The organism is Streptosporangium sp. NPDC049046 (assembly GCF_040649155.1).
In the GTDB taxonomy this organism is placed as follows: domain Bacteria; phylum Actinomycetota; class Actinomycetes; order Streptosporangiales; family Streptosporangiaceae; genus Streptosporangium.
Window position 1 is genome coordinate 1 of sequence record NZ_JBEZEZ010000052.1, and the last position, 13,034, is coordinate 13,034.

General features: G+C 69.1%; 14 protein-coding genes. 4 read left to right on the forward strand and 10 right to left on the reverse strand.

What is annotated here, in order from left to right; genetic code table 11:
* Window positions 1–125: 125 nt before the first annotated feature.
* Window positions 126–563, reverse strand: coding sequence for a nuclear transport factor 2 family protein (locus AB0B96_RS38975; RefSeq protein ID WP_362907120.1), 438 nt, complete (start codon window positions 561–563; stop codon window positions 126–128).
* 201 nt (window positions 564–764) lie between these two features.
* Here AB0B96_RS38975 and AB0B96_RS38980 point away from each other — a divergent pair, with 201 nt between their 5' ends.
* The gene (locus AB0B96_RS38980) at window positions 765–1,373 is read left to right on the forward strand and encodes a TetR/AcrR family transcriptional regulator (protein ID WP_362907122.1); all 609 of its coding nucleotides are present in this window, start codon (window positions 765–767) and stop codon (window positions 1,371–1,373) included.
* 110 nt (window positions 1,374–1,483) lie between these two features.
* On the opposite strand, the gene AB0B96_RS38985 is transcribed toward AB0B96_RS38980, so the two are convergent.
* Window positions 1,484–1,951 carry an Lrp/AsnC family transcriptional regulator gene (locus tag AB0B96_RS38985; protein ID WP_350949798.1) on the reverse strand — a complete coding sequence of 156 codons (468 nt, stop codon included), beginning with the start codon at window positions 1,949–1,951 and terminating at the stop codon, window positions 1,484–1,486.
* Window positions 1,952–2,082: 131 nt separating this feature from the next.
* On the opposite strand from AB0B96_RS38985, the gene AB0B96_RS38990 reads away from it, so the two are divergent.
* Together AB0B96_RS38990 and AB0B96_RS38995 are read left to right on the forward strand one after the other, a co-directional pair.
* Entirely contained in the window at window positions 2,083–2,970 is an 888-nt protein-coding gene (locus tag AB0B96_RS38990; RefSeq protein WP_362907124.1) for a phenylalanine 4-monooxygenase, read from the forward strand.
* A 137-nt stretch (window positions 2,971–3,107) separates the two neighbouring features.
* Window positions 3,108–4,115 carry a serine hydrolase gene (locus AB0B96_RS38995; protein WP_362907126.1) on the forward strand — a complete coding sequence of 336 codons (1,008 nt, stop codon included), beginning with the start codon at window positions 3,108–3,110 and terminating at the stop codon, window positions 4,113–4,115.
* A 34-nt stretch (window positions 4,116–4,149) separates the two neighbouring features.
* Here AB0B96_RS38995 and AB0B96_RS39000 read toward each other — a convergent pair whose 3' ends face one another.
* The 6 genes from AB0B96_RS39000 to hisN all read right to left on the reverse strand — a co-directional run bounded on the left by AB0B96_RS39000 (window position 4,150) and on the right by hisN (window position 9,837).
* On the reverse strand, window positions 4,150–4,869 hold the full coding sequence (locus AB0B96_RS39000; RefSeq protein ID WP_350949795.1) for a response regulator transcription factor: 720 nt from the start codon (window positions 4,867–4,869) through the stop codon (window positions 4,150–4,152).
* A 19-nt stretch (window positions 4,870–4,888) separates the two neighbouring features.
* Window positions 4,889–5,701, reverse strand: a complete 813-nt coding sequence (pstB, locus tag AB0B96_RS39005) for a phosphate ABC transporter ATP-binding protein PstB (protein WP_362907160.1) — start codon at window positions 5,699–5,701, stop codon at window positions 4,889–4,891.
* Window positions 5,702–5,745: 44 nt separating this feature from the next.
* Window positions 5,746–6,636 (reverse strand): phosphate ABC transporter permease PstA, encoded by an 891-nt coding sequence (gene pstA / locus AB0B96_RS39010; protein ID WP_350949794.1) that lies wholly within the window; start codon window positions 6,634–6,636, stop codon window positions 5,746–5,748.
* A complete protein-coding gene (pstC, locus tag AB0B96_RS39015; protein ID WP_362907129.1) occupies window positions 6,636–7,577 on the reverse strand; it encodes a phosphate ABC transporter permease subunit PstC in 942 nt (313 codons plus the stop codon). Before pstC ends, pstA begins: the two co-directional genes overlap by 1 nt.
* The gene (locus AB0B96_RS39020; protein WP_362907131.1) at window positions 7,577–8,587 is read right to left on the reverse strand and encodes a PstS family phosphate ABC transporter substrate-binding protein; all 1,011 of its coding nucleotides are present in this window, start codon (window positions 8,585–8,587) and stop codon (window positions 7,577–7,579) included. The genes pstC and AB0B96_RS39020 overlap by 1 nt, the downstream gene beginning before the upstream one ends.
* Window positions 8,588–9,033: 446 nt before the next feature.
* Window positions 9,034–9,837, reverse strand: a complete 804-nt coding sequence (hisN, locus tag AB0B96_RS39025) for a histidinol-phosphatase (RefSeq protein WP_350949791.1) — start codon at window positions 9,835–9,837, stop codon at window positions 9,034–9,036.
* A gap of 139 nt (window positions 9,838–9,976) precedes the next feature.
* Here hisN and AB0B96_RS39030 point away from each other — a divergent pair, with 139 nt between their 5' ends.
* Window positions 9,977–10,420: a DUF4442 domain-containing protein gene (locus AB0B96_RS39030; protein WP_362907133.1), complete on the forward strand. Its 444-nt coding sequence runs from the start codon at window positions 9,977–9,979 to the stop codon at window positions 10,418–10,420.
* A 69-nt stretch (window positions 10,421–10,489) separates the two neighbouring features.
* Here the strand turns inward: AB0B96_RS39030 and rsgA are convergent, their stop codons facing one another.
* On the reverse strand, window positions 10,490–11,548 hold the full coding sequence (gene rsgA, locus AB0B96_RS39035) for a ribosome small subunit-dependent GTPase A (RefSeq protein ID WP_350949802.1): 1,059 nt from the start codon (window positions 11,546–11,548) through the stop codon (window positions 10,490–10,492).
* A 67-nt stretch (window positions 11,549–11,615) separates the two neighbouring features.
* A complete protein-coding gene (gene aroA, locus AB0B96_RS39040; RefSeq protein WP_362907135.1) occupies window positions 11,616–12,893 on the reverse strand; it encodes a 3-phosphoshikimate 1-carboxyvinyltransferase in 1,278 nt (425 codons plus the stop codon).
* Window positions 12,894–13,034 lie beyond the last annotated feature (141 nt).

Genomic DNA, 13,034 nt, shown 5'->3' on the forward strand with positions numbered 1-13,034 from the left:
CACCGGGGACGGTGTGGGAGAGTAGGTCACCGCCGGACAATTTTTCATGAAAGGGCTCTCACCGTTTGGTGGGGGCCCTTTCGTGCTTTCCAGGGATCCTTCACGGGCTTTGCCAGAGGTGACCGTCAGGTTCGCTGTGGCTGACCCATGATTTCGATCATGTTCAAGGTGTTCTGGTATTCCCTCCAGTTGACGATTTTCCCGTCCCGCACCTGGAGAACCCCGATGAAGGGGGAGGACGCCTGCAGGCCGGTGGCGAGGACCCTGCCGGCGAGCTCGTACTCGACGACGATGACCTCGGGGTCGGCGGTCTCGTGAACGACCACGTCGCGGATCTCGTCCAGGGCGAACCGGTCGGCGAAGGCGGCCTGTTCGGGGCCGGAGAAGAGCAGGAACGCCTCCTTCCCCTCGTGTCGCCTGGCCATGCCGGGTGGAGCGAAGGGGATTTCGACGACGGCGTTCTCGGCCAGTTCGTTCCCGAAGCCGCCGAGGTTCTCCAGCCAGTGTCGCCGCACGCGCTCGAAGATCTCGCGGGGACCGGGGGTGACGGTGGATTCGGTCATGGTGGATCCCTTCGTGTCGGCCGTTGGACGGCCACTAAGGTGAGTGGAAACTCATCTTTATAATCATGAGTGGCGACTCACTTTGTCAATGCCGTACTCACACGCGAAGAGGCCGCACTTCGTGGGTACGAGCAGAGCCGACAGGAGGTGAACGGCGAGACGGGTGGGCGGCGAAGGGCAAGGACAGGGAAGACTGGCTGGATGACCACCACGAATCCTTCGGCGGGCGAGACGGGCGAGTCCGGTGGCGCCAGGCCGTTGCGTGCGGACGCCCGGCGCAACCGCGAGCGCATCCTCGCCGCCGCCGAGGCCGTCTTCGCCGAGAAGGGCACCTCCGCGTCGACCGAGGAGGTCGCCGCCCGTGCGGGGGTGGCCATCGGCACGGTCTTCAAGCACTTCCCGACGAAGCAGGCCCTGCTGCAGGCCATCATGAAAGGCCTCCTGGGCAGGTTGGACGGGGAGATGGCCGTGCTCGCCGTCGATGACGCGCCTGGAGAGGCGCTGTTCACCTTCGTCACCCGCATGGTCGAGCAGGCGGCGCGGAAGAGAACGGTCGTCGGTCTCCTGGCCGAGACAGGTGTCGATCTCCAGGTCGCGAGTTCGGTGCGGATGTTGCGCGACGGGATCGAGACGCTTCTGGTCCGCTCCCAGGAGGCCGGTACGGTTCGTGACGACGTCCGTCTCGACGAGGTGATCGCCCTGCTGACCGGTATCTGTCAGGGCGCCCTCCACGCGGGCTGGGACGACGACCTGAGGCGTCGCACGCTGGCCATCGTGTTCGCCGGTCTCCGGACACCTGAGGCCCGCTGATGACCCGTCTCCCGGCCCATCGAGGGGAAACAGTGGCATCACGGACGCGAGCTCACGGCATCTACGAGATCGTGGACGTCCTCGGCCGAGGCGAAAGAGAGCGAGCGGCCTCAGGCGCCGGAGGCGGCACGGAGCAGGGGCTCGATCCGGTAGGGGACCTGGATGGAGAGGGCGATCGTGGTGTCCGTCCGCTGGACCGCGGGCGAGGCCAGGATGCGGGCGATGATCTCCTGGAGGTCGGGGGTGCTGCGGGCGACCACCCGGCAGAGCAGGTCGGCCTGGCCGCTCGTGCCGTACACCTCCAGGATCTCGGGTAGTGAGTCCAGGGCCTGGACGGCCTCGTCCAGGCGCCCCTGGGCGATCTGCAGTGAGACGAACGCGAGGATCGGGTATCCGGCACCCTCGGGGGTGACGGTGGGTCCGAAGTCGGCGATGACACCGCGGGCGATCAGCTTCTCGACGCGGGCCTGCACGGTGCCCCGGGCCACGCCGAGCAGGCGGGCCAGCTCGGTCAGGCCGATGCGCGGGTTGGCGCGCATGGTGACCAGGAGGCGGCCGTCCAGCTCGTCGATCGACATCTCCTCGGGTCCTTGTCAGATTGGGCGATTCGACCAGCATAGACGAGGTATCACGGTACGTTTCTGTGCGGATCGCCCAGTACAACTGGCTGCTCTTGCCAACGTTTCCGGATATTGCTGTCATTTCATTTATGTTCGAGGAAGCGCAGTACTTCGCACCGGTGGCGACCCGTGACGACGGCTCGATCGAGGTCGAGCTCGGCACCGGTCATCCCGGTTTCGCCGACCCGGTCTACCGTGCGCGCCGCAACGCGATCGCCGCGCTCGCCATGGAGTACGTGCCGGGTACGCCCATCCCGACAGCCGAGTACACCGACCAGGAGCACGAGGTGTGGGCCCTGGTCAGCCGGGAGCTGGGCCTGAAACACCACAAGTACGCGACCGCCGAGTATTTGCGCGCGGCCGATCGGCTCGGGTTGCCCGCCGAGCGCATCCCGCAGCTCCAGGAGGTGAGCGAGCTGCTGGAACCGCTGACCGGGTTCCGCTACGTCCCGGCCGCCGGGCTGGTGCCGCTCAGGGATTTCTACGGTGTCCTGGCGGACGGGCTCTTCCACTCCACGCAGTACATCCGGCACCACTCCACGCCGCTGTACACGCCGGAGCCCGACGTGATCCACGAGGTGATCGGGCACGCCAACGCGCTGGCCTCCGACCGCTACTCGCGGCTCTACCGCCTGGCGGGAGCGGCGGCCCGGCGGGTCGAGGGCAAGGAGGCGCTGGAGTTCATCTCGAAGATCTTCTGGTTCACGATGGAGTTCGGCGTGATGACGGACCAGGGCGAGCTGCGGGCGTACGGCGCGGGCATCCTGTCCTCGTACGGGGAGATCGAGGAGTTCCGGGGAATGGACATCCGTCCGCTGGACATCGCCGCCATGGGCACTACGCACTACGACATCACGAAATATCAGGACGTACTCTTCCGGGCGGAGTCGCTGGAGCACCTGGAGGACGTCGTCGGGGACTTCTGGGCGACCTGCGATGACGAGGTCATCACCCGGCTAATCGCGGACGTTCGCTAAGAGCGGGCATCGGTCCGGCGGGATGTTCTATAGCGCACGTCCTGTTTCCGGCTAGATTTCGCTTGATCGTCTTATTGCTATGTGTAGTGGGATATATCCCGATCGTCATGTAATGGGGGAGACGGTTGGGGTGGAGGATGAGAGCAAGGAAACGGGTGGCCGCCGCTGCCGTCCTGCTGGTCACCGCGCAGGCCGCCGCCTGCAGCACGTGTCAGGGCCTGACACCGGTGAGCATGCCGTTGCCCTCCCCCGCGCGGCAGGCCGCCCCTGTCGCGCCGCCGGGCCCTTCTCCCGCCGTGCCGTTCCTGGACGCGGTCCCGGCGCCCGTCTTCCCCGGCGCCGGGGCACCTCACGACTCGGGAGGGGTACGCGCCGCCCGCTCGCCGAAGATCCTTCCCAAGGAGCTCGGCCGGAGCCTCGACGTGTTCCTCGCCGGGTACGGCGGCAGAACCGCCGCTTCGGTGAGCGACCTGGGCACCGGCCGGCGCTACCACTACCATCAGGCCCTGCAGCTGCCGTCGGCCAACACCTCCAAGGTGGGCATCCTGACCGCACTGTTGCTCGGGACGCGCTGGCATCGGCTCGGTGAGCGGGTCAGGTCCGACGCGAGAAACATGATCCGCTTCAGCGACAACGAGGCGGCCGACCGGCTGTACGAACGGATCGGGCTGGAGTCCGGCCTTGCCGGTGCGAACCGCAGGCTCGGTCTCAAACGCACCTACACCCCCCGCGGGGGGTGCGCGACCCAGTACTGCTGGGGCGTCGCGCAGACCACCGCGGAGGACCAGATCCGGCTGGTCAGGGCTCTGGCCACCGGTAAGAGTCCGCTGGCCCCCGCGGAACGCCGCAGGGCGCTCGGACTGATGAAGAGGGTGACACCCGAGCAGAAGTGGGGGATCAGCGCGGGGGCGTGCGAGGGCGACCAGGTGTCACTGAAGAACGGCTGGCTGCGGCACGCGGCGAACGGGCGCTGGGCGGTCGCGAGCGCCGGGCTGATCCGCGGGCACGGACACGACTACGCGGTGGCCGTACTCACCGATGACAGCCCGAGCATGGAGACGGGCATCGCGAGGGTCGAGGGCGTGGCCGAGCGCCTCATGGCCGCCTTCCGAGGCGGGCCCGGTTGCGAGGCGGCCGCGAACTGAGCCGGGCGCCTTCGCGGCCCGCGGGAGGCGGGCGTTACGCCGTTCTGTCGACCAGCCGGTATCCCACTCCTCGCACGGTCTGGATCAGCCGGTCGTCGGTGTCGCCCAGTCGGGCGCGGAGGCGCTTGACGTGCACCGCGATGGTGTTGGTCGAGGTCGTGTCGGTGGAGTGCCAGACGTGCCGCATGATCTGCTCCCGCGTCACCGTGCGGTGCGCGTTGCGCATCAGGTAGTGCAGCAACTCGAACTCGCGCAGCGGCAGGTGGACGATCCTGCCGTCGACCTTGACCTGGTAGGCGTTGACGTCAAGTTCCACCCTGCCGACCACGAGTGCCCTGCGGGTCCCCGACTCGCCGTTGAAGGCGGAATGGATCAGGGGAAGCAGTTCGGGCACCCGGTAGGGCCGGGCCACGCACGCGGTGGCTCCGGCCGCCAGCGCCTGGACGGCCTGCTGGGCGTGACCGTCGCCCACGCCCAGCAGGACGGGGATCGCCCGCGTCAGCCGTACCGCGCGGACGAACTCCACCGCCCCTATGACCGGCAGCGAGGCGCTGACGAGAACGACGTCGGGGCGCAGCGCTCCGGCCTGCAACAGGGCCTGGGCGCCGTCGGTGACGCCCATGACCTGCAGACCTTCGCGTTCCAGGGCCGTGGCCAGGTCGTGGACCATGGCCGCCTCCGGGTCGGCCACCAGCAGCATGGGCGCCGTCCGTGTGTCCCCGTCCACCTCTGGTGCCGTCTGCGGCTGGATCACCAGGATCCTCCAATGTGGGTTAGCCGAAGCGGCCGGTGATGTAATCCTCGGTCCGCTTGTCGCTGGGATTGGTGAAGATGCGGCTCGTCTCGTCGAACTCCACCAGACGGCCGTGCCGCACTCCGGCCTCGTCCACCTCGGCGGTGAAGAAGGCGGTGCGGTCCGAGACGCGGGCGGCCTGCTGCATGTTGTGGGTGACGATGACGATCGTGTAGTCGCGCGTCAGCTCCTGCATCAGGTCTTCGATCTTGGTGGTCGCGATCGGGTCCAGGGCCGAGCAGGGCTCGTCCATCAGGATGACGTCGGGCTTCACCGCGATCGCCCGCGCGATGCACAGGCGCTGCTGCTGTCCGCCGGACAGGGAGAGCGCGTTCTGCTTGATCTTGTCCTTGACCTCGTCCCAGAGCGCGGCCTTGGTGAGCGCCTCTTCGACGATCTCGTCCATGTTGCCCTTGGCGCCGTTGACCCGGGGACCGTAGGCGATGTTGTCGTAGATCGACTTGGGGAAGGGGTTCGGCTTCTGGAAGACCATGCCGATCCGGCGGCGGACCTCGATCGGGTCCACGTGGTCGCCGTACAGGTTCTCGTCGTGGTACCGGATCTCGCCGACCGCGCGGGCGCCGGGGATCAGGTCGTTCATCCGGTTGAAGCAGCGGAGCACGGTGCTCTTGCCGCAGCCGGAGGGGCCGATCATGGCCGTGATCTCGCGGTTGCCGATGGTCAGGTTGACCCCGCGCACCGCCTCGTAGTCGCCGTAGAAGACGCTGAGGTCGGAGACGGTGAAGACCGGGTCGAGGGCTTCGATGGTGCGGGGGACTTCGGGTCCGCGCACGTTCACGTTCGGCACGGAAATTCCAATCTCGGACATCTCTTACCTCACCAGCGCTTCTGATAGCGGTTACGGAGCCAGATGGCGACGGAGTTCATCAGGAGCAGGATCGCCAGCAGGATCACGATCGCCGCCGCGGCGAGAATGGCGAACTCCTCCTGGGGGCGGCTGATGAAGCTGTAGATCTGCAGCGGCAGGACGGTGAAGCTGCTCCAGACGCCCTCGGGGTTGAACCGGACGAGCGTCGCGGCACCGAGCATCAGGAACGGGGCGGCCTCGCCGATCGCGCGGGAGAGTGCCAGGATCGAGCCCGTCGCGATGCCGGGGATGGATGCCGGGAGCACCTGCCGATAGATGGTCTGCCACTGGGTTGCGCCCAGTGCGAGCGAGCCCTCGCGGATCGACGGCGGCACCGCGCGGATCGCCTCGCGGGCGGAGATGATCACGATGGGCAGTACGAGGAGCGAGATCGTGACCGCGCCGGTCATCACGGTGAAGCCGAACTGCATCCAGCGGGCGATGATGCCCAGTCCGAGGATGCCGTAGACGATCGAGGGAACGGCCGCCAGGTTGGAGATGTTCAGCTCGATCAGCTTGTTGTACCACTTGGTCCTGTCGGCGTACTCCTCGAGGTAGATCGCCGCGAGGATGCCGGTGGGCAGGGCCATGAGCGCGGTGAGCGCGATGATCCACAGGGTGCCGAAGATGCCCGACTGGACGCCGGACGTCTCCGGGCGGCGGATCGAGGGCTGGTTCTCCCACAGCATCGAGTTGAGCCGCGGCCAGCCCTCCTCGACGACGTATACCAGCAGCATGACCAGGAACAGGAGGGCGATCGCGAGGCTGGCCAGCAGTGCGATGCGGAAGAGGTGTTCCTTGAGGGGGCGCCCCTTGCTCGCCAGCTGTACGGCCGAGCGGGGTGTGGAGAGGATGGCCATCAGTCGTAGACCTCGCGATACTTCTGGACCATGCGGGCGCTGAGGTAGTTCATCGCGAAGGTGATCACGAAGAGCAGGGAACCCACCGCGAAGATGGTCTTGTAGGCGATCGAGCCGACCGAGGCGTCACCGGAGCCGGCCTGGGCGATGAAGGCCGCCATCGTGGACATCTCATCGCCCGGGTAGAGCGTGAAGACGGATTTGAAACCACCGGCGATCGCGACGATCATCGTCTCGCCCGCGGCCCGGGAGATCGCCAGGATGACGGCGGCGACGATGCCGGAGAACGCGGCGGGGACGACGACGCGCACCGAGGTGAGCATCTTGGAGGCGCCGAGGGCGTAGGAGCCCTCGCGCAGGCCGTTCGGCACCGCGGCCATCGCGTCCTCCGACAGCGACGCGACGATCGGAATGATCATCACGCCGACGAGGAGGCCGGCGGCGAGCGCGTTCTTGCCGTCCAGCTCCAGGAAGGGGAAGAGGTCCCTCAGCAGCGGGGTGACGAAGGTGAGGGCGAAGAAGCCGAAGACCACCGTCGGGACGCCCGCGAGGACCTCGAGCACCGGCTTGAAGATCTTGCGGGTCCTGTGGGAGGCGTACTCCGACAGGTAGATCGCGGAGGCCAGGCCGAGCGGGACGGCGACCACGACGGCGATCAGGGTGATCTCCACGGTGGCGACGATGAGCGGCCACACACCGAACGCCGGCGGGTTGAACAGCGGCCCCCAGTCGGTGGAGCCGAAGAACTCCGCGAAGCTCACCGAGGCGAAGAACTCGACGGTCGGTTCGAGGAGCGCGATGACGATGCCGATCGTGGTCGCCACCGACACCATCGCCGCGGCCAGGAGGATGGCCTTGATGACGAACTCGCCGTAACGCGGGCGCGACCGCGCCAGGGACGCCGGGGTCCCTGGAACGGTCGTGCGGTGCTGAGCCGACATCAGCCGGCGCTCTTCAGCGTGGTGATGTCAGCCTTGAGCTTGGCCTCCTGCTCGGCGTTGAGCGGGATGAACTTCGCGTCCGTGGCGATCGCGTGGATGTTGGCCGCGTAGAAGTCGAGGAAGGCCGCGACCTCGGGCCGCTTCACCGCGGTGGCGGAGGGGTAGACGAACAGCGGGCGGGAGAGCGGGGTGTACTTACCACCCTGGGCCGACTCGACGCTCGGGGCCACGCAGCCCTCGCCGGAGTCGACCTCCAGGGCCTTCAGCTTGTCCATGTTCTCCTCGAAGTAGGTGAAGCCGAAGTAGCCCAGCCCACCCTTGGCGCCCGCGACACCGGTGACGATGTCGTTGTCGTTCTCGCTCGGGCTGTAGTCCTTGCGGCTCGCGCCCTCTTCACCGTTGATCTCGTCGGTGAAGTAGTCGAAGGTGCCGGAGTCGGTGCCGGGGCCGTAGAGCTTGAGCGGCTCGGCCGGGAACTTGGCGTCGACGTCCTTCCAGGTCTTGACCTTGCCCTCGGCGGCCGGCTCCCACATCTTCTTGAGCTGGTCGGTGGTGAGGCAGGTGGCCCAGTCGTTGTCCTTGGAAACCACGACGGTCAGCGCGTCGACGGCCACCGTGAGCTCGGTGAAGGTGATGCCCTTCGCCTCGCAGGCCGCCTTCTCCTCGTCCTTGATCGCGCGGGAGGCGTTGGAGATGTCCGTCTCGCCGGCGCAGAACTTCTCGAAGCCGCCACCGGTGCCCGAGGTGCCGACCGGCACCTTCACCTGCGGCTGCTCCTCGCCGAAGAGCTCGGAGGCCGCCTGGGTGAGGGGGGCCACGGTGCTGGAGCCATCGATCTTGACCTCGCCGCTCAGGGCCGCACCGGCGCCGGGCTCGGCCGAGGAGGCGCTGCTGGCGGCGGTGGTGCTGCCGTCACTGTTGGGCTTGGCGTCGCCACCACACGCGGCCGCGAGCGATACGACGAGCGCGGCCGTCGCCACCGCGCTGAGGCGGCGCTGTCCACTGGTCACGGTATGTTCCTTCTCCGTAGTGAGATCCGTTCTCGATGACTTCGATAAAAGTGGGGCAAAGTGAACGGAGATGAAACGAGCCATGACCGGGGCCGGAAGAGGTAGGCCCACGGATGTGAATACCGATGCGTCGACGGGAGTTCGATCTCGGTTTCCGCTCCGGTAGGCCCGGTGGGCGGGGCGTCGGGGACTCCCAGGTCCGGGCGTGACCCGGCGAGGAGGCCATGCCGCGGGAACGTTCCCGGCTCGGGCCGCGATCTCCCGGACTTGCCGATCTGTTCATCTTCCCGACATCCGGCGGAAGGTAACGCGGCCGGATCCGTGGCGCGGCGCTTGACCGGAACCGCGGGTGGACACCCCCGGCCGGGCAGGTGGCGGCCCTGCGAGCGGGCGGGTGCCCCCGCGCCCTTCGCCGGAGGGCGGCCGGTGGGAAGGGGGAGGAACCGCTAGGCGGGCAGGGTGAGCGGCCCGCCGCCGAGGCGCTTGAGGACCTCGCCGTGCAGGGAGCCGTTGCTGCACAGCAGGCTGCCACCGTCGACGTCGGGAACGCCGGACAGATCGGTCCAGATGCCGCCCGCCTCCTCGACGATCACGGTCAGCGCCGCGATGTCCCAGCGGGAGAGCTCCGGCTCCGCCGACACGTCGACCGCGCCCTCGGCGACCAGCATGTGCGACCAGAAGTCGCCGTAGGCGCGGCTACGCCAGACGGAGCGGTTCAGGTCGAGGAACGCGTCGAGCTTCCCGGCCTCCTCCCAGCCGCCGAGGCTGGAGTAGGAGAACGAGGCGTCCTCCAACTGGGCGACGGAGGAGACCTGGCACTTGGAAGCCTTGGTGAGGCTCTTGCCGGTCCAGGCGCCGCTGTCGCGGGCCGCCCACCAGCGGCGGCCGAGCGCGGGGGCGGAGACGAGGCCCACGACGACGCGGCCCTGGTCCATCAGGGCGATGAGCGTGGCCCAGACGGGCACTCCGCGCACGTAGTTCTTGGTGCCGTCGATCGGGTCGATGATCCAGGAGCGCTCTCCGTGGCCGCTCGCGCCGAACTCCTCGCCGATGACGGCGTCACGGGGCCGGGCACGGCCGAGGGCGGCGCGGATCGCCTCCTCCGCCGCCTTGTCGGCGTCGCTCACCGGTGTGAGGTCGGGTTTGGTCTCCACGCGCAGATCCATGGACTTGAAGCGGCGCATGGTCAGATCGTCGGCCGCGTCGGCCATGACGTGCGCGAGGCGAAGATCGTCGTTGTAACCCGTCACGGGCGTCAACGCTATCGTGTCGGCGGCCGAATGGCGGAGATCGGGGAGCAAGCGGAACAATCGTGTCGCGTCCCACCAGGCCGGGATACCGCGTGAAACATCCGTTGGCATCGGTGTTACTCGCGAGTAGCATTCCGGTATGACCTTTGACGTGGGTGACTTCATGCTGCAGAGCGTCCCGTTCGCCAGGACGCTGGGCATCTCGTTCGACAAGGTGGAACCGGGCTTCGCCGTCGCCCGCATGGCGGACCGGGCGGAGCTGCACAACCACGTGGGAGGCCCGCACGCCGGAGCCCTGTTCAGCGTCGCGGAGACGGCCTCCGGCGCCGCGATGCTCTCCACCTTCGGCGACCAGTTGTCACGGGCCACCCCGCTGGCCAAGAGCGCGGCGATCCGCTACCTCAAGCTCGCGAAGGGCGAGGTCGTCGCGGAGGCCCGCCTGCGGGCGTCCCGCGAGGAGGTCGTGGCCACACTGGACGCGGGGGAACGCCCCGAGTTCGACGTCGCCGTCGAGATCAGGACCGCCGACGGCACCCTCGTGTCCGAGATGACCGTCGCCTGGGCCTTCCGGTTGAACCGCTGACGCGTTGACGTCGCGGCGCACGCTCGTCGCCGGGCCGCCTCGCCCCCCGAGGCGGTCACCGGCGCGTCCTCAGGACTGGTCGTCGTCGGAGGCGCCCTCGCGGCTGGCGAGCAGGCGGCGCAGGGAGGCGAGCCGGACCGGGTCGGCGTGCCCGGCCGCCACCCAGGCGTCCAGGGCGCACTCGTCGGAGAGGTGGTTGCACCCCTTCGGGCACTGGACGGTGCCCTCGACCAGGTCGGGGAAGCCCGCCAGGACCGTCTCCACCGAGACGTGGGCGAGCCCGAAGCTGCGTACCCCGGGGGTGTCGATGATCCAGCCGCCCTCCGGCAGCTCCAGGGCGACGGCCGAGGTGGAGGTGTGACGGCCCCGGCCGGTCACCGCGTTCACGTGTGAGACGGCCCGGTTGGCGTCCGGGACCAGGGCGTTGACCAGCGTCGACTTGCCCACCCCCGAATGGCCGACGAGCACACTGATCCGGCCCTTCAGACGCTCTCGCACCTCTTCCAGGCCGCCGCCCTTCTGGACCACCACGTAGGGGACCCCGAGGGGGTCGTACAGCGAGACGAGCTCGTCGGGTGTGGCGAGGTCGGACTTGGTGAGGCAGAGCAGCGGATCGATGTCGGCGTCGAAGGCCGCGACCAGCATCCGGTCGATCATGCGGGGCCTGGGCGGCGGATCGGCCAGGGCAGTCACGATGACGAGCTGGTCGGCGTTGGCGACCACCGGGCGCTCGATGCCGTCGGTGTCGTCGGTGTCGTCCGCCGAACGGCGCAGCATGGAGACGCGGGGCTCCACCCGCACGACGCGGGCGAGCGTGTCGGCCATGCCGGAGACGTCGCCCACCAGGGCCACCCGGTCGCCGACCACGATGCCCTTGCGGCCGAGCTCGCGCGCCTTCATCGCGACCACGACCCTGCCGCTCATCGCGGCACCCTCCGCCTGGTCCTTCTTGCGGCGGCGGCCCTTCTCGCCCGCCGACTCGACCAGGCACGTGTAGCGCCCACGGTCGACGGCGACCACGAACGCCGCGACCGCGTCCTCGTGGGCAGGACGGATCCGGGTCCGGGGCCGGGATCCCTTTCCCGGCCTGACCCTGACGTCGTCCTCGTCGTACTCGCGCTTTCTCAGTTTCTCCGCCTTCTCCGGCCCGGCGCGTCCCCGAGGAGGGCCGCGGGACCTACCGGCCGCTCACCCCTCACCGCGCGCCGCGCAGCATGTCCGCCCACATGGTGGCGAACTCGGGGAGGGTTTTACCCGTGGTGGCGATGTCCTCCACCTCGACGCCCGGCACGGCCAGCCCGATCACCGCTCCGGCGGTCGCCATCCGGTGGTCGGCGTAGGAGTGGAACACCCCGCCGGTGAGCGGGCGGGGCCTGATCTCCAGGCCGTCCTCGGTCTCGTTCGCGTCGCCGCCGAGGCCGTTGATCTCGGTGACGAGGGCGGCGAGCCGGTCGGTCTCGTGCCCGCGGATGTGGGCGACGCCGCCGATCCTGCTGGGCGAGCTCGCCAGGGCGGCGAGCGCGGCGATCGTCGGGGTGAGTTCGGACACGTCGCGCAGGTCGGCCTCGATGCCGACGATCCGCCCGGTGCCGGTGACCGAGAGCCCTTCGGGCGTGTGCTCCACCGAGGCGCCCATGTCCGCCAGGAGCGTACGGAGCTGGTCGCCCGGCTGGGTCGTCCGCGCGGGCCAGCCGGGAATGGTGACCGTGCCACCGGTCACCATGGCGGCGCACAGGAAGGGCGCCGCGTTGGACAGGTCGGGCTCCACGGTGAAGTCCCGCGCCCCGATGGGGCCGGACTCGACCCGCCAGACGTCGGGCTCGGAGTCGTCCACCACGACGCCGAACTCCCTGAGCATCTGGACGGTCATCCGGATGTGCGGCTGCGAGGGGATCGGCGGGCCCTCGTGGCGCACCGTCACCCCCTTCTCGAAGCGCGCCCCCGCGAGCAGCAGGCCGGAGAGGAACTGCGATGAGCCCGAGGCGTCGAGCCTCACCTCGCCGCCGGCCAACGGTCCTCGCACCGTGAAGGGCAGCGCGTCGCCCGTCACCTCGGCACCGAGGGCACGCAGCGCGCGCAGGATCGGGCCCATCGGACGCTTGCGGGCGTGCGGGTCGCCGTCGAAGAAGACCTCGCCATCGGCGAGCGCCGCCATCGGCGGCACGAAGCGCATGACCGTGCCGGCCAGCCCCACGTCGATACGGGCACCGCCGGTGACGGGGCCGGGCGTGATCGCCCAGTCGACGCTGGAGGCGCTCTCGTTGGAGGGGACCATCGTCGCGCCCAGCGTCCGCAGCGCGTTCGCCATCAGGTCGGCGTCGCGGCTGCGCAGCGCCAGGCGTACCGTTCCCGGTCCGTCGGCCAGCGCGGCGAGCAGGAGCGCACGGTTGGTCACGGACTTCGAGCCGGGCAGGGGGACGGTCGCGCGGACGGGTTCGGTCGCGGTCGGCGCGGGCCACAGCGGAGCGGACATGGGCAAAAGCCTACCGGTGCCCGCCTCGCGCCGCCCGTGCGTGCCGCGGGGACGGAGAGGACAGATGGGACGGCGGGGACGGAGAGGCGGCCGGGTTCGGATGGGAGGCACGCCGGCGGGCGGCAAGATCGGAAAACGGGG